Genomic DNA, 22,673 nt, shown 5'->3' with positions numbered 1-22,673 from the left:
ATGGAGCTTAAATCATGTCGCGTTTTTTTCTAAAAACCGTTTCCATACTCACGTTAGCAACGTTGGCAGCGTGTTCCGGTTCACACGAACACTCAAGTTCTTCACCAGACAGTCTTCAGAGTCCACCCAACGCAGCACTGTCTACTGCCGCCGTTGCTGAAGAAAATCTGTCTCTTGCAGAAAACACCGAACGCTACCAAGACCAACCCGACCAACCGGTCAAATCCGTTGCCCAAGAGCCTGTATCCACATTCAGCATCGATGTCGATACCGGAAGCTACGCCAACGTCCGCCGTTTCCTGACCAACGGCGAACAGCCGCCCAAAGACGCCGTGCGGATTGAAGAAATCGTCAATTATTTCCCCTACAACTACCCGCTTCCTACCGACGAGCATCCTTTCGCCGTTCACACTGAAACCATTGATTCTCCATGGCAACCGGAAGCCAAGTTGATCAAAATCGGTATCCAAGCACAAGACACCGCAAAGAAAGACCTGCCTCCTGCCAACCTCGTTTTCCTTGTGGACGTATCCGGCAGTATGGATGCAGAAAACAAACTTCCGCTGGTTCAAGAAACCCTGCGCATCCTAACCCGACAACTGCGCCCGCAAGACAAAGTGACCCTGATTACCTATGCGTCTGGCGAAGATCTGGTACTCCCGCCCACATCAGGTGCAGATAAAGAAACCATCCTAAACGCCATTGACAAACTGCGTGCGGGCGGCGCGACAGACGGCGAATCCGCACTGCAAATGGCTTACGAGCAAGCACAAAAAGCCTTCGTACCCAACGGCATCAACCGCATCCTACTGGCAACCGACGGCGACTTTAACGTCGGCGTATCCGACACCGAAACCCTCAAATCCATGGTTGCCGAAAAACGCAAAAGCGGCGTTTCACTCAGCACTTTAGGCTTCGGCATGGGCAACTACAACGAAGACATGATGGAACAAATCGCCGATGCGGGCGACGGCAATTACAGCTACATCGACAACGAAAAAGAAGCGAAAAAAGTCCTGCAACAGCAGCTGACCTCCACACTCGCAACCGTAGCGCAGGATGTCAAAATCCAAGTCGAATTCAACCCCGCCACCGTCAAAGAATACCGCCTGGTCGGCTATACAAACCGCACCCTGCGCAATGAAGACTTCAACAATGACAAAGTCGATGCAGGCGACATCGGCTCGGGCCACAGCGTGACCGCCATCTATGAAATCATTCCGCAGGGCAAACAAGGCTGGCTTGAAGAATCACGCTATCAAAAAACCCCTGCCGCCAAAGGCAGCAAAAACGAATACGCCTTTGTTAAAGTGCGCTACAAACTGCCCGGACAAAAAGACAGCCAGCTGATGCAGCAAGCCGTCCCCGTCGGCAGCAAACCGCTTGACCAAGCCGACAAAGACACCCTGCTCGCCCTTGCCGCCGCCTCCTACGCCCAAGCCCTGCGCGGCGGCGAATACAACGGCAAACTCAACTGGAACGACATCGAAAACATGGTACAAAAAGTCCAAGGCGATGATCCATTCGGTCTGAAATCAGAGTTTCTCCAACTGGTGCGCACCGCCGCAGGACAAGGAGGAACATCAGGTCCTTTAGTTAAAGAGTAAAATCTCAAAAAGGTCGTCTGAAACGGCTGCATCAATCGAATACTGAACGCTCAGAAGAACTTGTTCAGGCAGTCCGCATAAGCTGGGTTCTGTACACCACAGGACTCAGCTTATTCATTTTCAGAATACATCGTTCATGGCGACAAAATTTATATAGATAACAGGATGAAATCGGTTTGTTGAATGCATCAGCTATGTTTTCATTCCTCAGATAATTTGGCATAAATTTGTGATTTCCAGGATAATGCCATACGTTTTCATATCAATAAAAAGGGAAAATTATGTTTGGTTTCATAAAACGGAAATTTCGGGAAGCCTTTATTGATCCCATTTCTAACAGCATTCAGGAAAAACAAGAACAATTGGCAAAAACCGCCTCGGAATACGCAGCGCCAAGTGCGTTTTATCTGCTTGCAGCGATTACAGGAGGAGCAGCAACCGTTTTAATTTTACTCAGCCTTTCTCTATATATCGGGCAGCTTTTAGGCAGCTATCTATACGGTCTGTTTATCTTTACCTCATTTTTTATCTTATTATTTTTATTTATATGGGCGATGCGTTCCCGCATTGAAACAGCAGTAAAGAACACCGTATTCGATCTTTTGAAACCGTCAACCGCAGCAGATATCGAGATTCCCGTGGTAGAAGTGGAAGTTTTGGAAGAATCGGAAGTCAAGCTTTTAGAAAAGCGTTAAAATCTAAAAAGGTCGTCTGAAAACTTTTCAGACGACCTTTTATACACCCTGCCCCAACCCCAATCAGGAGCTGCTTCATGTTCACACTCAAAACCGACAACGACCGCCTGCTGCTCGCCTCCCCCGATTTGCGCGCGGAAATTTATCTTTACGGCGGGCTGCTCAACCGCTACGAAATCCGCCGCCCCGACGGCACATGGTTCAACATCGTCAAAGCCTACGACACCCCGCAACACGCCCGCGAGAGCCTGACCGAATGGTTCCGCAGCGGCAAACTCAACCCGTACGCCTGCCGCCTGCGCCACGGCAAATACAGCTTTGACGGCAAAGCCTATCAGTGCGGCAAATTCAAACTCGCCGAACACGCGGCACACGGTTTGATGTATGACCGCGAGTTTGCCCTCATCAACAGCCATGCCGACGACCAATCCGCCGAAGTCGAAATCCGCGCAGATTACGCACAAGACGACAGCGGCTACCCCTTCCCCTTCAGCCTGACCGTCCGCTACCGCCTCAGTGCAGACGGCTTAAGCATCCGCTCCACCGTACACAACCAAGGCACAACCGCCATGCCGCTCGCAGACGGCTGGCACCCCTATTTCACGCTCGGCGGCAAAGCCGACGATTGGTCGCTGGAAATCGACAGCAGCAAACGCTTGGGCTTCGATGCCGATTTGGTTCCTGACGGCAGCATCATCGACGATACCCGTTTTCAGACGACCTCAAGCCTGACAGGCATCGAATTGGACAACAGCTTTGTCTTGGCACGCAGCAAACCCGCCGCCTGCACACTTTCAGGCAACGGACTGACCCTGAGCATTTACCCTGACGCATCCTATCCCTACCTGCAAATCTTCACCCCGCCGACCCGCGACTCCATCGCCATCGAAAACCTCAGCGGCGCACCCGACTGTTTCAACAACGGCTTAGGGTTAATCAAGCTGGACACGGGAGAAGAAGCCGCATTTGAAACGCGCTACCATATAGCAGCCAACCGTCCGTAAACAACCCGAATCTTCACTGGCAAAGCAAAGGTCGTCTGAAAACGCCCAATCAGGTTTTCAGACGACCTTTTAATCAATTGATGCACTGGTTTCTTTGACTGAAAACAAAAAATAACCCGAGTCAGTAAACCTAGCATTTTCAATCAAATATGCTGTATTGAATCATAACCTGACCGAAATAGCGTTGCCATATTTTTCTTTTACCCCACTAAAAGCGAAGTCATACTAAGCGAACCGGCGACAAGGTTGTCGTTGAAAAATGTAATGGAATCATCCGGTTCGCGTAATGCCATAATGCAAAGAAAAGGTAAATAGTGATCCGGCGTCGGTACGGAGAGCATTGCCTTTTCGTCCAGTCTTTCGTAATGGATCAACGTGTCGTCATCCTGTTCGACAATCGCCTGATTGACCGCTTCGCGGAAAGCAAACACCCAATCATAGCCCGCGCCGATTTGATTGATATGCGCCCTGCTCATCACGCTCAAATTATGGATAATATTGCCGCTGCCGATAATCAACACGCCCTGTTCGCGCAAAGCGGATAATTTTTTTGCCAAATTGAAATGCCATTCCGCCGACTGCAAACGGTTGAGACTGAGCTGAACCACGGGAATATCGGCATCGGGATACAGAAATTTCAATACCGCCCAAGTGCCATGATCAAAACCGCGCGTCGGGTTCAGCTCCACATTTTCCGGCTGCAATAACGACCGCACTTGTTCCGCCAACTCAGGCGAACCAGGCGCCGGATACTGCACCTGACTGAGTGCTTCAGGAAATCCGTAAAAATCATAAATCATTTCAGGCTGTTCGCCCGATGAAACCTGCAAACCGCTGCTGTACCAATGCGCCGAAATCATCAAAATCGCTTTCGGTTTGGCAAATTTTTGCGTAATCAGGCTGAGATTTTGGTTGAAAGGATTTTCCTTATCCAACACATTCATCGGACTACCATGCCCGACAAACAATACAGGCATTTTTTTCATCACTGCCTCCTTAAAATATTTGATGAGGCAGATTGTACGGATAAATGATTAAGCAATAAATCTCAATTTATGAACAACATATTTTCCCAGTAGAAAATGATGAAGTATTTTTTAGCTTTGCTGCAAAGTTAAAAAGAGGTCCGAAGATTCCGATTTCAACGGCAATACCTAAATCAATCGAACAAATCTGCCTAAGAGCACTGCATTCTATGACGGATAACTCAACGTCAGAATATCATTTGTTAATAGCAAATTATAAAAAAATGTCGTCTGAAAAATAAACTTGGTTTTCAGACGACATTTTTATCTTAGAAAGATTAGAAGAATTTTCAATATAGAGATGGTAGAGCAATATTATTGGCCATCTTTAAACTATACATTCAGACGATTTTTATCTATTAGATTGAAAATGTGCAACAACACATTTTGCACTCGGACAGTTTGGATGCGTGGCAGCATTTTCGATTGAAAATTCCCAATATTTAATCATCTTCTGAGCAAAGCCAACTTTGTTTCCCGGTCCTCTGGCAGAACCAGTTTCTTTGACAATTTTGCTGATTCTGTCCCAAGGCAATTCGGGCGTCTCTTCCGGAAACTGTTCTCCCGCAAAATCTTCAATTTCTAAAAATTTTTTCATGGCTTGAGTATCTGCTAGAAACCATGCTTCTATCGCTTTAACCGCAATAAAATAGGCAGTAATTTTCGCGTGATTGATTCTTTCCTTAACATCTTCAACAGGGAGTCCGTCCGAATCCGTCAAAATATACAGTCTTTCTGCTCCCTTTGCTTCCAAAACACCAATAAAGGGCTCAATATTACGAGGCAATAAATTACCTGCGCCCTTGGCATCAACAACAGGTTCAACCAACTCAAAACCATTCCTGTGTAAAAAGTTCTTGAATGCCTCTGATTCGATAATAATCTTTTCGCATGACCCTTCAACAATAAATCCAACTTTTACCATGGCAATCCTCCCCCCAGCAGATTAGTCAGCCAAGCTGTATCTAATGGAATTTTGTTTTTATCGACACCCGACTTCCGAACATCTTTAATTTGGGTTTTGCCTTGAGATTTACTGACAAAATATAATTCTTCCAATTCTAGGCTGCGCACTACCGATTCACTATGAGTTGTAAGAATAATGGGGTGGTGAGGGCTTGCATATTCACGAATAAAACCAATCAGTTCACTAATAGCTTTCGGGTGTAAGCCCCGTTCGGGTTCTTCAATGATGGTAATGCCGGGCTGTTTCACACGCGTTAAAACGGCAACTAACAAACATAAGGCATAAATTGTGCCGTCCGAAACCATATGGGCGGGGAAACGATTACCGCTGTCTTCCTCGAAAAATAGCCCTTTTGAACTGTCTATATTTTGTGTTCTAACAGAAACTTTCTTCATTTCGGGCACAATCACGCTCATCCATTCAATGATTTGCTCGCGTAATTCATTGTCTTTTTCAAGTTTTTCCAGAACTGCAGCAATATTGCTACCGTCACGATTAAGCTCCCCCGGATTGTTGCCGGTACTGCGGCGATTTTTGATGGTAAAAGGGTCAATACGGAATATTTTGACGTTTTTTAAACCTTGAAATTCTTTATTTTGTCGGAGAAAACTGTCGTCAGATGAATATTTTTCATCGGTTAATAATTTTAATCCGATACCTGTCGCCACACCATTGATTATATCCTGACCGATTTGATCGCTATCTTTCATCGCGCCCCAGATAAGCCCCCCCAATGCACCTAGTAACCCTGCACCAATTAAATCATCTGATGTATTACTTTCTTTCTTTGCTTCTAGTTCTTTGCGGATTTTATCACTGTCAAAGATTATTTCCCCACTTTTAAGAATCTTTAGCGACTCTTCTTTGACTCTAGAAGCGATATTTTTCAAAGCAATCATTATTTCATATTGATAAATTTGTTTTTCAATTTCAAATTCTATCTTATAGCTAATGTCTCCAGCCTTATGTTTAGGACTAATTAAATTTTCTATACTACCAAACTCAGATATCGCCTTGCTCACTCCCATATCAATCACTTTTGATAAAAATGCCAAGGCATCGACAAAATTGCTTTTACCCGTACCGTTTGCCCCCGCTAAAACCATAAAAGGAGAAACATCTTTTAGCTCTACATTTTGGATACTTTTGAATCCTTTAATTTCCAAATAGTTAATTTTCATTTTTAATTCTCTTGAATTTATCAACAAAACGTGTTTGAAAGCATACAGAGCATTTCATAGGACGGCAACCTTTTTCTTGTGCAAAAATCAAGTTATACTATTGTTTTAAAGAACATTATTCTTACATGAATTCTCAGATAAGTATCGACTTTGCTAGAAAGCCGTTTTTAAAATATTGGTATAAAAATTTTTCCGAAACTCTTTTCAGACGACCTCGGCATCTCGTGGGTAGCACAGTATGAGCTTGGCAGATGCACTCAATTCCGGGCAACTAGTCGAGCTGTTGCCTGAATACGCCATCACTTACGATCCGCTTTATCTCTATTACCCCAGCCGTCGCGGGCATTCGAATGTGTTTAAGCTGATTGTGGATGCGCTGCGGGTGGAGGTCGTCTGAAATTTGACGGCACCTTGTCCAAGTGTTATTAATAATTCCTATTCACAAACAAACAGGAATAAATATGAAAAAAGTTGGTAATAAAGTGGTTGTTGTGGGCTTGGGCGCGGTTGGGGTCAGCTATGCCTATTCCATGCTCAACCAAGCCTTGTGCGACGACATGGTTTTAATCGACATCAACCGTACGCGCGCGGAAGGCGAGGCGCGCGACTTCCGCCACGGAATGCCTTATGCCGCTTCGCCCGCGCGTATTTACGTCGGCGATTACGATGATTGCTCGGATGCAGATATCGTGTGTATTTGTGCGGGCGCGGCGCAGGCTCCCGGCGAAACCCGTTTGGACTTAATCGACAAAAACCTGCGCATCTTTCGCGACATCGTTTCGAAAGTCATGGCTTCCGGCTTTGACGGTATCTTCTTGGTTGCCTCCAATCCTGTGGACGTACTGTCTTATGCTGTTTTGCGCTTTTCAGGACTGCCCAAAGAGCGCGTTATCGGCTCGGGCACCATCCTTGACTCCGCACGTTTCCGCGTCTGTCTGGGCAACGAGTTCGACGTCGCGCCTTGGAGCGTCGATGCCATGATGATCGGCGAACACGGCGACAGCATCATTGCGCTTTGGAGCACCGCCAACATCGCCGGTATGTCGGTTCAGAAGATGTTGGAACAATCAGAAGACGGGCAGGCGCGTATGGACAAAATCTATAACACCGTGCGCAATGCCGCCTACGAAGTCATCGCCGCCAAAGGCTCGACCAGCCACGGCATCGGCATGGGCTTGAGCCGTATCTCCAACGCCATCCTGCACAATCAAGGCGTCGTGCTGCCTGTTTCCACTCTGCTTGAAGGCGAGTTCGGACAAAACGGCGTGTATATCGGCGTACCGACCGTCGTCAACCGCCAAGGCGCAGTCCGCATCATCGACCTGCAACTTTCAGACGACGAAGCCGAACGCTTTGCCCGCTCGGCGGAGCTGTTAAAAAGCTATCAACACAAAGTCGATAAAATGGTCGGGTAAATAGAATCGCCTCTAAGTAAAACGTCGTCTGAAAACTGGAAATCCAGTTTTCAGACGACGTTTGCTATGTAGGGGGAAGTTAATCCGTCAATATTGTAAATTCAAATTAAAAATACCTATATCTAAGTTACTTTATTTTCGATACGCAATTTACCGGTTGTCGTCATTCCCGCCCCCGCCTACGCGAAGACAGGCTACGGCGGAAATCCATTTTTGAAATTCGGAAACTGTTTTTCAAATAAAGGTTTCTTAGGTCTTACGATGGATTCCCGCCTGCGCGGGAATGACGGTGCTAATCCGCCTATAACAAACGTCGTCTGAAAACCAAATTTCCAGTTTTCAGACGACGTTTTCTGTTCACAAACCTAAGCGTTATTTCTCTGCTTTCAACACCCGCTGACGGCGCGTTTCGCTCAACACCATGCCCGCGCTGACGGAGACGTTCATGCTTTCGACCGTACCGAACATGGGTATCGACACCAGCATGTCGCAATGCTCGCGTGTCAGGCGGCGCATGCCTTCGCCTTCGTTGCCCATCACCCATGCCGCGCTGTCGGGCAGGTCGCAATGGTAGAGGTCGGCGTCGCCGCCCATGTCGGTGCCGATAATCCAGATACCGTATTCTTTCAGCTCGCGCAGAGTTCGGGCGAGGTTGGTTACGGTGATGTAGGGGACGGTTTCCGCCGCGCCGCAGGCGACTTTGCTGACGGTAGCGTTCAGTCCCACGCTTTTGTCTTTCGGTGCAATGACGGCGTGTACACCCATTGCGTCGGCGGTACGCAGGCACGCGCCGAGGTTGTGCGGGTCGGTGATGCCGTCGAGTATCAGCAATAACGGCGGTTCGCTCAGGTTTTCCAATACGTCTTCGAGGTGGACGTGGTTTTTGGAAGCGTCGATAAATCCGACCACGCCCTGATGCCGCGCGCCTTTGCTAATGGCGTTGAGGCGGTCGGCATCGGCGAAGTGTACGCGCACGTTTTCGTTTGCCGCTTTCTCCAACACGTCGCGCGTGCGGGCATCGTTTTTGCCTTCTTGGACGTAGAGTTCGGTAATCGATTTCGGGTTTTGCCACAGGCGGGCGTTGACGGCGTGGAAGCCGTAGATGAGTCTTTGGTTTGCCATGATTTTGCTTTATAAAAAATTTCAGACGACATTATAACAAGATAAGGTCGTCTGAAAGGGGAAGGTCGTCCCGTCAGGAGGCTGCGCACCCTGAAAACAGATAACCGGTTTCACTCAAACTCAACTGCCTAGCGCATCAAATACCCCAACAACCCAGAACTGCCCACGCCGATCAACACGGTAACCAACATGGAAAACCTACTTGCGGCAAGCACGGTCAGCGCAATGGCAATCAACTCGTGCGGCTTGTCGGAAACGAAATAAGGCGCGATGACGGAAATCAACACGCAACCCGGCGCGGCTTCCATCACGATTTGCGCGCGGCGGCTTAAAGTGCGGTTGCGCAAGGCGAAAAAACCGATAAGGCGGGTGGAGTACGTTACCGCCAGCATACCGGCAAACAGCAGGAACGACTGCCAAGAGAGCAAATCCTTCATTCCTTCTCTCCCCAAAGATAGGCGGCAAGCAGGCCGGACATCGCGCCCATCGGCACATACCAATGCCCATCCACCGACAAATAAGTCCCGCACGCCACAATCAGGCTGACAAACCAAGGGCGTGCCGCCTTAAAGCTTTTCCACATTCCGCGCAGCAGCACCAAAAACACGGCGGGAAACGCCATGCCGAAGCCCCACGCCGCGACATCGCCGAACATCGGACCGACCGCCGCACCAAACGCTGCAAAACCCGTCCAAGTGGTATAAAGGATAAAGCACACGCCCGCATAAAACGGCATATTGAATGCCGGCAGCCCCATCGCCTTGCGTTTTTGGATTTCCGCAAACGCCATTGCCCAACTTTCGTCGCACATAAAAAACAACGCAGGCATGGCTTTTCTCAACGGCATATCCCGCATATAAGGCGCGATTGCCGCCCCCATCAGGATATGACGCGAATTAATCATGAAGGTAACGGTGGCAATCAGCAAAATCGGCAACGGATTTGCCCACAGATTGACTGCCGCAAATTCCGAGCCGCCAGCGAAATTCATGCCCGTCATCATCAGCATTTCCAGCCAACTCATGCCCTTCTGACCGCCCTGCATACCCAATATCAACGCCCACGGCAAAAGCCCGATGAGCATGGGCGAACATTCTTTGATGCCGCGTAAAAATTCGGATTGCGGGGAATTTGGGTGTGTCATTTTGGTGAGAAATTTAAATAGAGTGTGAAGATGAAAAATGAGGGAAGGTATTATAGTGGATTAACTTTAAACCAGTACGGCGTTACCTCGCCTTGCCGTACTATCTGTACTGTCTGCGGCTTCGTCGCTTTGTCCTGATTTGAATTTAATCCACTATATAAGTGAAATCGTCAACAATCAGGAGGGCAAGACAAAATCGCAAACAAGGAAACGCCGTATTGCTTTCAGGTCCATTTACAGGAACACCCAAAATACAGTTTGAAATGAAAACAGCCGGATTCTGCAATATGACAGAATCCGGCTGATACAAACCGAATGAACAGGTTTTCAAGAATATCCGAAGTTGGTTGGGCGATTCACATTTTCAGACGACCTTCGATCATCCGATCATCTTTCCATTATGTGAATCCCTGCCCTGATTATAAAGCTTTAAGACGGGCAATCCGGTTTTCCAAAGAGGGGTGGGTGCTGAGCAAAGAATCTTTGGCGTCGCTGGCGATACCCATCGCATTCATTTGCTGCGGCAAATCGCTCGGATTACCTTTCAAGCGTTGCAACGCGGCAATCATTTTAGGCGCGCCGACCAGTTTAGCGGCTCCCGCATCCGCACGGTATTCACGCTGACGGCTGAACCACATGACAATGATGCTTGCCAAAAAGCCGAACACAACCTGCAATACCATGCTGACTAAAAAATATGTGCCTTGCGAAGTGCTGCCGTCGTTATTGCGGGCAACCATGCCGGAAACGATGCGGGCAAGGAAAACCACAAACGTATTGACCACACCTTGTATCAGCGTCAACGTTACCATATCGCCGTTGCCGACGTGCGCCATTTCATGCGCCAAAACGGCTTCGACTTCGTCCCGCGTCATGCGCTCAAGCAAACCCGTACTCACCGCAATCAGCGAACTGTTGCGCGTGGCACCGGTTGCGAAAGCATTGGGTTCGGGGGAATGGTAGATCGCCACTTCCGGCGTTTTCAGGCTCCACTGCCTCGCCTGTGCTTCCACAGTCGCCAACAACCACGCTTCCACTTGATTGCGCGGCTGTACGATGACTTCCGCACCGACAGAGTTTTTCGCGATGGATTTGGACATCAATAATGAAATGATCGAACCGGCAAAGCCGACGACGGCCGAGTACACCAGCAGGCTGCCGACCTGATCCGTACTGTGTATGCCAAGTACGGCCAAAACAACGCGGATGACGACCAAAACGGCAATATTGGTTGCGAGAAACAAGAAGATTCGTTTCACCGGGGAGATTCCTTTTTTGGGTATGGTTGGTTTATGTTTTTGATTGATATAAAAGAACAACAAAATTAAACAATATCGGAATATTGAAGTTTACTTTGCACGCTACGCTTTATATCGAAACCGGTTGGAATTCAAATTATCGGTTTGCCCTAAAATTTTCGAGCGAATTCACAATCAGGTTGTAAGACTTATACCGCATTACTGCTAATGCTGCGGTATTTTCTCAAAAAGAGGCGGATTCTAAAATGCCGTACTTGGAAAAGGTATGCAAAACCAAAGTATCATTTTGACTAAACAGGAGATTTAGCGTTAACAAAATGCCATTTCCCCCTCAAAAACGTATTGATTACCCGTCCGAATATACCTAATAAAGACCGTTACTCCTCTTTTGATTGCCACCCCACCCCGAAATCTGATAAATAACGCATATAACATTTACATTAAATCCGTGCGCAAATCATGAAACGCAAAACCTCCCTCAATCTCGTTCTTGCCAGCATTGCGGTTGCCATTGCCTTGATTACGGCTGCGGCTTTTTGGTTTTATCACAGCCCTTACGGTCCGACCATCCCACTTATCCGTACCGGCTCTTCACAATCCATTACCCAACCCGACCGACCATCCCCGAAAATCGTTCAATCTGCGCGCAACCAAATCGGCAAGACCCTGCGTTATGACTCTGCCTACACCAAACTCAAATATCCGATGGGTGACGTACCGATGAAAAAAGGTGTATGCACCGACGTCATCATCCGCGCCCTGCGCGACCAAAATATGGATTTGCAAGAACTTGTCCATCAAGACATGAGCCGGAACTTCTCCGCCTACCCCAACCGTTGGGGCTTGAAACAACCCGATGCCAACATCGACCACCGCCGGGTGCCCAACCTCATGACTTATTTCACACGCCAAGGCTGGGCGGTACAGGATACGAATTATCAGGCAGGCGACATTGTGACTTGGGAGCTTAAAGGCAACCGCCCCCACATCGGCATCGTCTCCGACCGCAAAATCGGAGACAGACCCTTGATTATTCACAATATCGGTTTAGGAACCCGCGAAGACGACATCCTCTACCGCTATACCATTACCGGACATTTCAGACTTCCTGTTAAGTAAACTTTCTGTCGCACTATCAACGCTAATCCCCAAAGGTCGTCTGAAAACCCGATATTCTTTGACAAGGCATCCTGACAAGCGTCCGGATGCCTGAATATTCTGACGCAGGCAGGAGACGGCTGATCAATACGTTTAATAACCAAGCCGGTAAGGCAGCCCTACCATAGCCCTTTCACAACGTTTTCACTATAATCCCCCATTTCCTCCCCTGCCCCGTGCATCATGCCTAAAGCCACTTTCTACACCCACGCCGCCGACCCCGCCGCCTTCGCCTGCCGCCTGATTGCGCGCGCCATACGCGACGGCGGGCAGATATTGGTCTGGTCGGATTCCGATGAAACCATCCGCCGCCTCGACCGCGACCTTTGGCAGCAAATTCCCGAAAGCTTCATTCCGCATGAAATTTGGCAACCCGACCAACCCATGTCGTCTGAAACACCCGTATGGCTCGCGTTCGGCGACACCCTGCCCGCCGTCCCTGAAAATGCTACCATCCTCAATCTCTCTCCCGACTTTTGGAACGAAGCCCCTGTCATTCCCGCCCGCGTGCTTGAAATCGTAGGCAGCAGTCTGGAAGAACTCGCCGACGCCCGCGAACGCTTCAGCGCATACAAAAAAAGCGGCTTTTCTATCGAACACCACAATATGACAGGTAAAGCCTAAAATCCAAGGTCGTCTGAAAACGGCTTTACACGATAAGCCGAAAATTTAAACAGCCTTGATTCCTTTTGATTCAAACTGGGCTATAATCCCGACTTTCCTTTACTGACCCCTTTTAAAAGACGAAAACATCATGAACAAAACTTTCAAATTCAGCGCATTGGCAATCGCTGCCGCATTGGCACTGACCGCCTGCGACAAAAAAGACGCCAATACACCTGCTTCAGCCTCTGCGCCCGCATCGGCATCCGCAGCTTCCGGCGCATCTGCCGCAAAAGACGCATCCTCTATCGGCACACCGGTCCAACAAGCCAGCTACGCAATGGGTATGGACATCGGCAGCTCCCTGAAACAAATGAAGGATCAGGGCGCGGAAATCGACATGAAAGTCTTCATCGAAGCCTTGCAAGCCTCTTATGACGGCAAAGAAAGCAAAATGACTGAAGTCCAAGCACAAGAAGTCATGATGAAATTCCTGAAAGAACAACAAGCCAAAGCGGCGGAAAAACTTCAGGCTGACGCCAAAGCCAACTTGGAAAAAGGCGAAGCGTTCCTCAAAGAAAACGCCACTAAAGAAGGCGTGAAAACCACTGCTTCCGGCCTGCAATACAAAATTACCAAAGAAGGTGACGGCAAACAGCCTAAAAAAGACGACATCGTCGTTGTCGAATACGAAGGCCGCCTGATTGACGGTACCGTCTTCGACAGCAGCAAAGCCGGCGGTCCTGTCACCTTCCCCGTCAGCCAAGTCATCCCCGGCTGGGCCGAAGGCATCCAACTCTTGAAAGAAGGCAGCGAAGCCACCTTCTACATCCCGTCCAAACTCGCCTACCGCGACCAAGTCATGCCAGGCGGAAAAATCGGTCCGAATTCCACTTTGGTATTCGACGTGAAGCTGGTTAAAATCGGCAAACCCGAAGATTTCCAACCCGCTCCCGGTCAAGTTGACATTCAAAAAGTCCAATAAGCCTGCGCTTTAACCCGATGCCCGAACCGAATCCGTTTCGGGCATTTCTGTTCTGTATAGTGGATTAACTTTAAACCAGTACGGCGTTGCCTCGCCTTGTCGTACTATCTGTACTGTCTGCGGCTTCGTCGCCTTGTCCTGATTTAAATTTAATCCACTATATATTCGCAAAACATGGTTTACCCCGTTTCAGACGACCTCCTATCCCATCAAACCCCCAATAAACCCGCGCCATAGCATTCCGATTTTGTTTTGCTATACAATAAAACGTACCAACCTAATACAACCGACCCCATGAAAAACATCGTTATCCTTATCTCCGGCCGCGGCAGCAATATGCAGGCCATCGTCAATGCCGCCATTCCCGACGCCCGCATCGCCGCCGTCCTCAGCAACAGCGAAACCGCTGCCGGTCTGGCTTGGGCAGCCGAGCGCGGCATCGTTACCGACAGCCTCAACCACAAAGACTTCCCCAGCCGCCTTGCTTTCGACCAAGCCATGATGGAGAAAATCGATGCCTATCAACCTGATTTGGTCGTCCTCGCAGGCTTTATGCGCATCCTCACGCCCGAATTCTGCGCCCATTACCAAAACCGCCTGATCAACATCCACCCGTCCATCCTCCCCGCCTTCACCGGCCTGCATACCCACGAACGCGCCCTTGAAGCCGGCTGCCGCGTCGCAGGCTGCACCATCCACTTCGTGACCCCCGAGCTGGACTGCGGTCCGGTTATCTCGCAAGGCATCGTGCCGATACTTGATGGCGACACGCCCGACGACGTTGCCGCCCGCGTCCTTAAAGTCGAACACCGCCTATTCCCGCAAGCCGTTGCCGATTTCGTTGCAGGTCGTCTGAAAATCGAAGGCAACCGCGTATTCAATTCAGAACGCAACGCCGAAGGACAAACCCTGCTCGCGTAATCTCCGCCTAAGCAGCAGTACCACATAAGGAAAAACCATGAGCCAAAACCAGTTGACCCTTTTGGATATCATTTCCGAATCCGACTACCGTCAACGCCAAAGCAAAGCTATCGATTTATTCAACCAAAGCCTCAAAAACAACCCTGAAACAACGTTGGCATTGTGCAATTTTGTTGTCGGCGACGTACTCAGCAACCATTCCTTTTCACCCGGTTTCAAGCTGCACTGCCTAAACTGGCTGATCGACCATCACTTGGACCGCTGTGACGAAAGCTACGAGCAGCATCCTGAAGACGACGGCTTTCCCGAAGGCTTCTACGATTTAATCGATTGCCAGTGGAAATTCAAATGGATCATTCCCACGCTCGCCCGCGACCTCTTTATCGACAAAAAGGAAATCGAGGAAGCGAACGAAACAATGCGCTACCACTATGAAAACATGCGGTTCAGTCTTTCATCATTTTATAAAACCCTGATGCTGCAAAACATCCTGACCGGAGACCACACCGCCGCCAAAGAAAATTTCCAAAAATGGCAGCAAACCGCGACAGACGAATTTTCCGACTGTCCCGCGTGCGAACAGACCGAACAAGTCAACTTCTACCATTTCATCGGACAGTATCAAAAAGCCATCGACACCGCCCAACCCATCTTAACGGGCGAAATGACCTGCGCCGAAGTGCCGCATATTACCTACCATCCCGCCATCGACAGCATGATACGGCTGGGCAAATATCCCGAAGCAGAGCGTCTTTTGGATGAAGCCATAGATAAAATCAACGCCGAAGAAGACGAAATTTTCGTCCGTCTTATTCCCCTCTTCTCCCAACTGGCTTACAAACTCGGACAGTCGCAACGCGCCCTCGACTTGATGAACCGGCACGGCGACGCCATTATTCAACATGCCCAAAACGACAATATGCTCTATTTGGACTACCTCATCGCACTCTACCCCTTTGACGAAGATGCGGCGAAACATGCCCACGAGCTTGCCGCCGACTTCGACAAACGCAACGGCAACAGCCATTACCAAAGCCAGATAGAATTTATGTTCGGTTCGGGCAATCTCCAATAAACCAAGCTCGTCTGAAACCCTTTCAGACGACCCAAAACAGGAGGAAATATCATGAAAACACCAGCCTTGCTTATCGCCGCCGGTCTCGTCCTGAGCGCCACAAGCGTCTATGCCGCAGAGCTGCCCAAATCAGCCACCCTGAAATATTCCGGCAGCTACGGCATCCCCGCCACCATGACCTTCACCCGCAGCGGCAACCAATACACCATCGTTTCCAGAATCAAAGTCCCGATGTACAGCATCCGCTTCGAATCCGGCGGCACCATCAGCGGCAACACCCTCCGTCCCAAATACTATAAAGACGTCCGCGGTGGCAAACTCTATGCCGAAGCCAAATTCAGCGGCAACAGCATCACATACGGCAAAGCCGGCTCGAGCGAAACCGCTAAATCAAGCGGCACGACACTCGACCTCTTTACACTGGCTTGGCAGCTTGCCGCCAACGATGCCCACCTGCCGTCCGGTCTGAACATTACCAACGGCAAAAAACTCTACCCCGTCAGCGGCATGACCAAAGTCGGCAGCGAAAACTACAAAATCGGCGGCGGCACCACCACAGTCAACAAATACCGTGTCAAGCGCGGCGACGACACCGTCACCTATTCGTTCGCCCCCGCCTTCAACAACATCCCTGCCGAAATCAAATACACCGACGACGGCAAAACTTACGACCTCAAACTCACATCCGTCACCATCGACGGCAAAGCCGTCAAACCATAACGGCGACACACCATCCCAAATGACCGACCGTTTCCCAAAGGTCGTCTGAAAACTGAACTGCACCTAAAAAGTTGGATATTCCTTCCAACCCGTTAAGGTGCAGTTTTTTATTGCCGCACACATGACTTTTCAACCCTCACGCCATAGCGATTCGCCTATGGCGTATTTTTCTCAAAAAGCGACCGCCATTTTTCAGACAACCTGCGATTTTTTAGTTGAAAGATATGCGTTTACAGACTGGCAGGCTTAAGCTGTATTCACATTATTTTTCAGATTGTAAACAATATGTTCTAACTGATTTAGCCGCCGTTTAAGGTATGACATCGAAAATCTTTTCAAAAAGAGAGATATTGTATTCTTGAACATTCTGTGCTGAAATTACATGACACTACAAAAAATAGTAGTGCGTAAAAAATATAAAACAGACAAAGGAGAAACTCATGCAATGGTTTTTAGACAATCTCAAAGCCTTTTTTGAAACCATCAGCGGCTGGGTCTGGGGGCCTGTCATGCTGGTGCTGCTGGTCGGCACGGGCATTTTGCTGACCGTCATGCTGAAAGGCTTGCAATTCACCATGTTGGGCTATGCGCTGAAGCAGGCTTTCGTTCCGTCAAAGAAGCATGAAGACGGCGAAGACCATGAAGGCGATATTTCCCATTTCGCCGCTTTGATGACCGCCCTGTCCGCCACCATCGGCACGGGCAATATCGCCGGCGTGGCGACTGCCGTAGTGACCGGCGGCCCGGGCGCGGTATTTTGGATGTGGATGACCGCCGTTTTCGGCATGGCGACCAAATACGGCGAAGGCGTGTTGGCGGTGAAATACCGCGTGACCAACTCCAAAGGCGAAATGTCCGGCGGCCCTATGTATTACATCGAAAACGGTTTGGGTAAAAACTGGAAATGGATGGCGTTGGCGTTCGCTTTATTCGGCACATTCGCTTCGTTCGGCATCGGCAGCTCCGTACAGTCCAACTCGGTCGCTCAAGCGGTTCAGACGAGCTTCGGCGTCGAACCTGTCTATACCGGCATTACGTTGACGGTTCTGACTGCCATCGTCGTTTTGGGCGGTATTAAAGGCATCGCCAAAGCCGCTTCTTTCATCGTACCCGCTATGGCGGTGTTTTATGTGGTGGGCGGTATTTCCATTATCGTCATCAATTCCGATGCGCTGGTGCCTGCCGTCAAGCTGATTTTCTCCGATGCGTTTAGCGCGCAGGCAGTGGCGGGAGGCGCTATCGGCACGGTAATCCGCTACGGCGTGGCGCGCGGCGTGTTCTCCAACGAAGCGGGCATGGGTTCTGCACCGATTGCCGCCGCAGCCGCGAAAACCGACCATCCCGTCCGTCAGGCATTGGTTTCCATGACCGGTACGTTTTTGGACACCATCGTCGTTTGTTCGATTACCGGCATCATTTTGGTGATGGGCCTGCTCGGCGCGGGCGGCGAGTTTGTCAAACCTGAATTGAGCGGCGCGGCACTGACGACCGTCACCTTCCAAAAAATGCTGCCCGGCATCGGCGGCTGGATTGTCACCATCGGTCTGATTTTCTTCGCTTACTCAACCATTTTGGGCTGGTGCTATTACGGGGAGAAATGCGCGGTTTATGTATTCGGCGAGAAGTTTGCCGGTTTGTACCGCGTCGGTTATGTCTCTTCCGTCATGCTGGGTACAGTCTTGAGCCTTGATTTGGTATGGCTGGCTTCGGATACGTTCAACGGTCTGATGGCGTTGCCCAACCTGATCGCACTCCTTTTGATGATTAAAGTCATCGTCAACGAAACGCGCGACTTCAAACAGAAAGTCAAAGACGGAGCGTTGCCGCATTGATGCCTGAGGTCGTCTGAAAGGTGTTTCAGACGACCCGATATCTGTATTTATAGTGGATTAACTTTAAACCAGTACGGCGTTGCCTCGCCTTGCCGTACTATCTGTACTGTCTGCGGCTTCGTCGTCTTGTCCTGATTTAAATTTAATCCACTATATCAAACCAGTCGGCGGAGGAACAAAATGAAAGTGCTTGTTTTAGGTGCCGGAGTTGCCGGCGTATCTTGCGCGTGGTATCTGGCGGAAGCCGGACATGAGGTAACGGTAATCGACCGCGCCGAAGGCGTGGCAATGGAAACCAGTTTCGCCAATGCGGGCCAGCTCTCTTACGGCTATACCACGCCTTGGGCGGCACCCGGCATTCCGGCCAAAGCACTGAAATGGCTGTTTAAAAGCCATCCTCCCCTGCTGTTCCGCCCCGACGGCAGCCTGTATCAAGTCGAATGGCTGTGGCAAATGCTGCAAAACTGCACGGCATCCCGCTATCAAATCAACAAAGAGCGCATGGTCAGGATTTCCGAATACAGCCGTGAAATGTTCCGCCGTTTTGAAGCGCAAACCGGCATGAATTTCGAAGGACGCAAAAAAGGAACTTTGCAGATTTTCCGCCAAGCCAAAGAAGTCGAAGCGGCAGAACAAGACATTACCGTTTTGGAACGGTACGGCGTACCCTACCGTCGTCTGAAACCCGAAGAATGCGCAGAATTCGAGCCTGCACTTGCACGCGTTACCGCCAAAATTGCCGGCGGTCTGCACCTGCCTGCGGATGCGACCGGCGACTGCCACCTTTTCACCCAAAACCTGTACAAACTGTGTCTGGAAAAAGGCGTACAGTTCCATTTCAACCGAACCATCCGCCGCATCGAACACAACGGCCAGCGCATCAGCGCAGTGGAAACCGAAACAGAACGGTTTGAAGCAGATGCCTTCGTCTGCGCGCTCGGCTGCTTCAGCAGGACGGTTTTGGCGCAGTTGGACCTCAATCTGCCCATTTATCCCATCAAAGGCTATTCCTTGACCCTGCCCGTCACAAACGCAGACGGCGCGCCGGTTTCCACCGTTTTGGACGAAAGTTACAAAGTCGCCATCACACGATTCGACAACAGAATCCGCGTCGGCGGCATGGCGGAATTGTCCGGCTACGAAATCAAACTGTCCGAAAAACGCCGCGAAACGCTGGCTTTGGTCGTCAACGATTTATTCCCCGAAGGCGGCGACTTGAATCAGGCATTGTTCTGGAGCGGACTCAGACCGATGACGCCCGACAGCACGCCGCTAATCGGCCGCACCCGCTTTGACAACCTGTTCCTGAATACAGGTCACGGCACTTTGGGCTGGACCATGTCGCTGGGCTCGGCAAAATTGACCGCCGATATCGTGTGCGGCAAAGACACCGAAATCCGCAGCGACGACTTGAGCCTGTCGCGCTATCCGTCTTGAGCTTTCAACCGATAAGGTTTGAGCGGCACTACAAACTTAAAGGTCGTCTGAAAACGCAATATAGTTTTCAGACGACCTTTCTCACATCCCCACGAAACCCGACATCCCCAAAAGCAAACTTGACTTTCAGCCTTTGGAAACATTTAAGGTTTCGCAAGAAATCTGTCTCGTTTAAAACTTAAAGTTCACGCCGCCGGTGAAGCTGCGTCCCATTTGCGGGGTGTCGGACAGGAAGCTGCTGTGGGCGTAAACGGATTGGTTGAACAGGTTGTCTGCTTTGACATACCAATTCCACTCGCCGTAGCCGGTGCGGCGGCGGTAGTTTGCACCGAGGTTAAGCATATGGTGTCCGGGCGTACGCGTTTCGTAGCGGGCGAGTTTGTTTTGGGCAAACACGCGGTAGTAGTCGAGATGGGCATCGATGCGGTCGGTCAGCGCGGCATTCAGGTGGAGGCCGAGCCGTGCGGCGGGAACGCGCGGGGCGTTTTGGTCGGCTTGGGCAATGAGTGGGCGGTTGCCGTAGGCGTCTTCCCTGCCGGGCAGCGACGGAAGGTTTTTCAGACGACCTCTGACGTAGTCGCCGGACAGTCCGATGCGGTAGCGCGGCGTGGGTTTGAAGAAGATTTCTCCTTCCGCGCCGTAGAAGTCTGCGCCGGATTGGTTGTAGCGCACGAGCTTCATTTCACTGTCGTCTTCGATAGATTTGGGACCGCGTCCGTCGTTTAAGGTTTGGGCGTAGATGTAGTTGCCGAAGCGGTTGCGGTAGAGTGCCAGATTGTATTGCCAGCGGTCGCCTTCATAGCCCAGCGCAAGTTCGATATTGTTGGAACGCTCTTTGTTGAGGTGTTTGTTGCCGACTTCAAAGGTGTTGGTGGCGACGTGTTTGCCGTGTGCGTACAGCTCTTGCGTTGACGGCAGGCGTTCCTGATGGGAGGCGGTCAGGCTGAGTTTGTGTTGGGGCGAGAAATACCAGTTGCCGGAAAGCGCGAACGAGCGGGCGGTTTGGCGGTGCGCGCCGAGGTCGGGCAAGGGTTGGTTGTAGTAGTTTTCCCGATCAATCAATGCCTTGTCGTACTGAATGGCGGCTTTTTGTTTTTCCACGCGTACGCCGCCTTCAAGCGAGAAGTTGTCCCAATTTGCCTGTTCTACGCCGAAAAAGCTGTAATGATGCACATCGTTGTCGATCAGCATCGGCTGTTGGACGGTTTCGGGAATGGCGGAAAGCGCGCTGGATTTTTGGGTGAGGTATTGCACGCCCCAACTGCCTTTCAGACGACCTATGGGCAGGTGGCGCAATTCGATGCGGGCATTTTGCGTTTTGTTTTTAAAGAAGTTTTCCACCGCATCGCCCGCTTTTTCGTCGTGGCGGTAGTCGTTGCGGTTCAGGTGTACGCGCAGGGCTTCGAAACCGGGGAGCGGCTGCTTCCATTCGGCGCGGATTTCGTAGCGTTTGTTGCGCAGGTCTATCCACGGTCTGCCGCTGTGGGTATGCGCGTGTGCATTATCGTCGTCGTGGAAGCCGCAGCTTAAGCCCGGATTGTCGTAATCGATGTCTTCTTCGGTCAGCAGGTGCGGATAAAGCTGCAAATAGCGTTTGTTAATCAAACTCTTCTGCCAGATGATGTCGGCGTGGCAGTCGTCGTAGAGATGACTGTGCGCAGGCAGGCCGTAGCGGTCGCGACGGTCGCTGTACGCCGCGCCGATAAAGCCTTTCTCACCCACCCAAGACAGCCCGATGCTGCCCGTTTGCGAATCGGCATGGCTGTCGGGCAGGCGTTTCAGACGACCTTCTTCCTTGCGGTAACGCGGTACAGAGTAGTCGCCCGATTTGCGGTACAGCCCTTCCGTGTGCAACACGAAGTTTTTGCCCAGTCCGACGTTGATGCCGCCGGATGTGAGTTTTTCCAGATTGCCGCTGCTCAAACGCAGCCCGAGTTCTCCCGATACGCCGTTTTCAGGCATTTTTTCAGGGATTTTCTCGTCGGCAACATCCACCAAACCCGCCACATTGCCCGAGCTGTACAACAGCGTTACCGGTCCGCGCAGGATTTCAACCTGTTGCGACAAGGCGGTGTCCACCATCAGGGCATGGTCGGGCGAGAAATCCGCCATGTCGCCCGTTTCGCCGTGATGGTTCAACACTTTAATCCGTCTGCCCGTCTGCCCGCGTATCACAGGCGCGGACGCGCCGCCGCCGTATTGCGAAGCATGGATGCCCGGCACGCCGTTGAGCGCGTCGCCGAGATTGACGGCTTTTTGCCGCAAAGTATCGCCGGCAATGATTTTGTCGGAGGCGGTCGAAGTGTGCAGCAGCCCCGAAGTAGCGCGCGGATGGCTTTTACCGACGACGTTGACCGTTTCCAAGTCCACCGTCTGCTCGGTTTCATGCGCTTGGGCGAGAATGGGGGAACTGATTAAAAGAATAGATAAAACAATAGGTTTAAGCGTGGTTGGTGTCATTTTAGGTTTCCCGTCATATTTCAAATAAATTGTTATTATATAACATCACATCATTAATATGAC

21 protein-coding genes are annotated in these 22,673 nt (G+C 50.4%); 13 read left to right on the top strand and 8 right to left on the bottom strand.

Going from position 1 to position 22,673, the window contains the following annotated elements; translation table 11 throughout:
- Positions 1–14: 14 nt before the first annotated feature.
- From AAG834_RS00620 to AAG834_RS00610, 3 genes are all read left to right on the top strand, one after another.
- A complete protein-coding gene (locus AAG834_RS00620) occupies positions 15–1,607 on the top strand; it encodes a vWA domain-containing protein (RefSeq protein ID WP_342030938.1) in 1,593 nt (530 codons plus the stop codon).
- A gap of 281 nt (positions 1,608–1,888) precedes the next feature.
- Complete coding sequence (locus tag AAG834_RS00615) at positions 1,889–2,302, top strand: hypothetical protein (protein ID WP_070498823.1); 414 nt, start codon at positions 1,889–1,891, stop codon at positions 2,300–2,302.
- A gap of 77 nt (positions 2,303–2,379) precedes the next feature.
- Positions 2,380–3,306 carry an aldose 1-epimerase gene (locus AAG834_RS00610; protein WP_342030937.1) on the top strand — a complete coding sequence of 309 codons (927 nt, stop codon included), beginning with the start codon at positions 2,380–2,382 and terminating at the stop codon, positions 3,304–3,306.
- A 200-nt stretch (positions 3,307–3,506) separates the two neighbouring features.
- Here AAG834_RS00610 and ygiD read toward each other — a convergent pair whose 3' ends face one another.
- From ygiD to AAG834_RS00595, 3 genes are all read right to left on the bottom strand, one after another.
- Positions 3,507–4,292, bottom strand: a complete 786-nt coding sequence (gene ygiD, locus AAG834_RS00605; protein WP_070498825.1) for a 4,5-DOPA-extradiol-dioxygenase — start codon at positions 4,290–4,292, stop codon at positions 3,507–3,509.
- 391 nt (positions 4,293–4,683) lie between these two features.
- The gene (locus AAG834_RS00600; RefSeq protein WP_070498826.1) at positions 4,684–5,256 is read right to left on the bottom strand and encodes a DUF4276 family protein; all 573 of its coding nucleotides are present in this window, start codon (positions 5,254–5,256) and stop codon (positions 4,684–4,686) included.
- Positions 5,250–6,479 (bottom strand): AAA family ATPase, encoded by a 1,230-nt coding sequence (locus AAG834_RS00595; protein WP_070498827.1) that lies wholly within the window; start codon positions 6,477–6,479, stop codon positions 5,250–5,252. The genes AAG834_RS00600 and AAG834_RS00595 overlap by 7 nt, the downstream gene beginning before the upstream one ends.
- A gap of 244 nt (positions 6,480–6,723) precedes the next feature.
- Between AAG834_RS00595 and AAG834_RS00590 the strand changes: the two genes are divergently transcribed.
- Together AAG834_RS00590 and AAG834_RS00585 are read left to right on the top strand one after the other, a co-directional pair.
- The gene (locus AAG834_RS00590; RefSeq protein ID WP_342030936.1) at positions 6,724–6,876 is read left to right on the top strand and encodes a LysR family transcriptional regulator; all 153 of its coding nucleotides are present in this window, start codon (positions 6,724–6,726) and stop codon (positions 6,874–6,876) included.
- 64 nt (positions 6,877–6,940) lie between these two features.
- Complete coding sequence (locus tag AAG834_RS00585; protein ID WP_070498829.1) at positions 6,941–7,894, top strand: L-lactate dehydrogenase; 954 nt, start codon at positions 6,941–6,943, stop codon at positions 7,892–7,894.
- A gap of 372 nt (positions 7,895–8,266) precedes the next feature.
- Here AAG834_RS00585 and rlmB read toward each other — a convergent pair whose 3' ends face one another.
- From rlmB to htpX, 4 genes are all read right to left on the bottom strand, one after another.
- A complete protein-coding gene (rlmB, locus tag AAG834_RS00580; RefSeq protein ID WP_070513302.1) occupies positions 8,267–9,016 on the bottom strand; it encodes a 23S rRNA (guanosine(2251)-2'-O)-methyltransferase RlmB in 750 nt (249 codons plus the stop codon).
- A 128-nt stretch (positions 9,017–9,144) separates the two neighbouring features.
- Complete coding sequence (locus AAG834_RS00575; RefSeq protein ID WP_070498831.1) at positions 9,145–9,453, bottom strand: AzlD family protein; 309 nt, start codon at positions 9,451–9,453, stop codon at positions 9,145–9,147.
- Positions 9,450–10,160: an AzlC family ABC transporter permease gene (locus AAG834_RS00570; RefSeq protein ID WP_070513304.1), complete on the bottom strand. Its 711-nt coding sequence runs from the start codon at positions 10,158–10,160 to the stop codon at positions 9,450–9,452. The genes AAG834_RS00575 and AAG834_RS00570 overlap by 4 nt, the downstream gene beginning before the upstream one ends.
- Before the next feature lie 419 nt (positions 10,161–10,579).
- Complete coding sequence (gene htpX, locus AAG834_RS00565) at positions 10,580–11,419, bottom strand: protease HtpX (protein WP_009312191.1); 840 nt, start codon at positions 11,417–11,419, stop codon at positions 10,580–10,582.
- A 459-nt stretch (positions 11,420–11,878) separates the two neighbouring features.
- Here htpX and AAG834_RS00560 point away from each other — a divergent pair, with 459 nt between their 5' ends.
- From AAG834_RS00560 to AAG834_RS00520, 8 genes are all read left to right on the top strand, one after another.
- The gene (locus AAG834_RS00560; protein ID WP_342030935.1) at positions 11,879–12,538 is read left to right on the top strand and encodes a DUF1287 domain-containing protein; all 660 of its coding nucleotides are present in this window, start codon (positions 11,879–11,881) and stop codon (positions 12,536–12,538) included.
- Positions 12,539–12,760: 222 nt separating this feature from the next.
- Positions 12,761–13,201: a DNA polymerase III subunit chi gene (locus tag AAG834_RS00555; RefSeq protein WP_342030934.1), complete on the top strand. Its 441-nt coding sequence runs from the start codon at positions 12,761–12,763 to the stop codon at positions 13,199–13,201.
- A 130-nt stretch (positions 13,202–13,331) separates the two neighbouring features.
- The gene (locus AAG834_RS00550; protein WP_107813010.1) at positions 13,332–14,165 is read left to right on the top strand and encodes an FKBP-type peptidyl-prolyl cis-trans isomerase; all 834 of its coding nucleotides are present in this window, start codon (positions 13,332–13,334) and stop codon (positions 14,163–14,165) included.
- A gap of 294 nt (positions 14,166–14,459) precedes the next feature.
- Positions 14,460–15,086: a phosphoribosylglycinamide formyltransferase gene (gene purN, locus AAG834_RS00540; protein WP_107813011.1), complete on the top strand. Its 627-nt coding sequence runs from the start codon at positions 14,460–14,462 to the stop codon at positions 15,084–15,086.
- A gap of 37 nt (positions 15,087–15,123) precedes the next feature.
- Positions 15,124–16,161 carry a hypothetical protein gene (locus AAG834_RS00535; protein WP_107813012.1) on the top strand — a complete coding sequence of 346 codons (1,038 nt, stop codon included), beginning with the start codon at positions 15,124–15,126 and terminating at the stop codon, positions 16,159–16,161.
- Between the two features lie 51 nt (positions 16,162–16,212).
- Entirely contained in the window at positions 16,213–16,881 is a 669-nt protein-coding gene (locus AAG834_RS00530; RefSeq protein WP_107813013.1) for a DUF3108 domain-containing protein, read from the top strand.
- Positions 16,882–17,321: 440 nt separating this feature from the next.
- Positions 17,322–18,713 carry an alanine/glycine:cation symporter family protein gene (locus AAG834_RS00525; protein WP_003779074.1) on the top strand — a complete coding sequence of 464 codons (1,392 nt, stop codon included), beginning with the start codon at positions 17,322–17,324 and terminating at the stop codon, positions 18,711–18,713.
- A gap of 180 nt (positions 18,714–18,893) precedes the next feature.
- The gene (locus AAG834_RS00520; RefSeq protein ID WP_342030933.1) at positions 18,894–20,150 is read left to right on the top strand and encodes a D-amino acid dehydrogenase; all 1,257 of its coding nucleotides are present in this window, start codon (positions 18,894–18,896) and stop codon (positions 20,148–20,150) included.
- 171 nt (positions 20,151–20,321) lie between these two features.
- Here the strand turns inward: AAG834_RS00520 and znuD are convergent, their stop codons facing one another.
- Positions 20,322–22,610 (bottom strand): TonB-dependent zinc receptor ZnuD, encoded by a 2,289-nt coding sequence (gene znuD, locus AAG834_RS00515; protein WP_342030932.1) that lies wholly within the window; start codon positions 22,608–22,610, stop codon positions 20,322–20,324.
- Positions 22,611–22,673: the final 63 nt, after the last annotated feature.

The sequence above is a fragment of the Neisseria sp. Marseille-Q2251 genome (assembly GCF_940793045.1).
Lineage (GTDB): Bacteria > Pseudomonadota > Gammaproteobacteria > Burkholderiales > Neisseriaceae > Neisseria.
Note: the sequence above shows the minus strand (reverse complement) of the source record. Positions and strands in the feature narration are given on the sequence as shown.

Excerpts from the sequence above, each read along its gene's own strand:
- AAG834_RS00520 (WP_342030933.1), top strand. The coding sequence starts at position 18,894 with ATGAAAGTGCTTGTTTTAGGTGCCGGAGTTGCCGGCGTATCTTGCGCG.
- rlmB (WP_070513302.1), bottom strand. The coding sequence starts at position 9,016 with ATGGCAAACCAAAGACTCATCTACGGCTTCCACGCCGTCAACGCCCGC.
- AAG834_RS00525 (WP_003779074.1), top strand. The coding sequence starts at position 17,322 with ATGCAATGGTTTTTAGACAATCTCAAAGCCTTTTTTGAAACCATCAGC.
- AAG834_RS00550 (WP_107813010.1), top strand. The coding sequence starts at position 13,332 with ATGAACAAAACTTTCAAATTCAGCGCATTGGCAATCGCTGCCGCATTG.
- AAG834_RS00555 (WP_342030934.1), top strand. The coding sequence starts at position 12,761 with ATGCCTAAAGCCACTTTCTACACCCACGCCGCCGACCCCGCCGCCTTC.
- AAG834_RS00595 (WP_070498827.1), bottom strand. The coding sequence starts at position 6,479 with ATGAAAATTAACTATTTGGAAATTAAAGGATTCAAAAGTATCCAAAAT.
- AAG834_RS00575 (WP_070498831.1), bottom strand. The coding sequence starts at position 9,453 with ATGAAGGATTTGCTCTCTTGGCAGTCGTTCCTGCTGTTTGCCGGTATG.
- ygiD (WP_070498825.1), bottom strand. The coding sequence starts at position 4,292 with ATGAAAAAAATGCCTGTATTGTTTGTCGGGCATGGTAGTCCGATGAAT.
- AAG834_RS00585 (WP_070498829.1), top strand. The coding sequence starts at position 6,941 with ATGAAAAAAGTTGGTAATAAAGTGGTTGTTGTGGGCTTGGGCGCGGTT.
- AAG834_RS00610 (WP_342030937.1), top strand. The coding sequence starts at position 2,380 with ATGTTCACACTCAAAACCGACAACGACCGCCTGCTGCTCGCCTCCCCC.
- AAG834_RS00600 (WP_070498826.1), bottom strand. The coding sequence starts at position 5,256 with ATGGTAAAAGTTGGATTTATTGTTGAAGGGTCATGCGAAAAGATTATT.
- purN (WP_107813011.1), top strand. The coding sequence starts at position 14,460 with ATGAAAAACATCGTTATCCTTATCTCCGGCCGCGGCAGCAATATGCAG.
- AAG834_RS00560 (WP_342030935.1), top strand. The coding sequence starts at position 11,879 with ATGAAACGCAAAACCTCCCTCAATCTCGTTCTTGCCAGCATTGCGGTT.
- znuD (WP_342030932.1), bottom strand. The coding sequence starts at position 22,610 with ATGACACCAACCACGCTTAAACCTATTGTTTTATCTATTCTTTTAATC.
- AAG834_RS00530 (WP_107813013.1), top strand. The coding sequence starts at position 16,213 with ATGAAAACACCAGCCTTGCTTATCGCCGCCGGTCTCGTCCTGAGCGCC.
- AAG834_RS00615 (WP_070498823.1), top strand. The coding sequence starts at position 1,889 with ATGTTTGGTTTCATAAAACGGAAATTTCGGGAAGCCTTTATTGATCCC.
- AAG834_RS00570 (WP_070513304.1), bottom strand. The coding sequence starts at position 10,160 with ATGACACACCCAAATTCCCCGCAATCCGAATTTTTACGCGGCATCAAA.
- AAG834_RS00535 (WP_107813012.1), top strand. The coding sequence starts at position 15,124 with ATGAGCCAAAACCAGTTGACCCTTTTGGATATCATTTCCGAATCCGAC.
- AAG834_RS00620 (WP_342030938.1), top strand. The coding sequence starts at position 15 with ATGTCGCGTTTTTTTCTAAAAACCGTTTCCATACTCACGTTAGCAACG.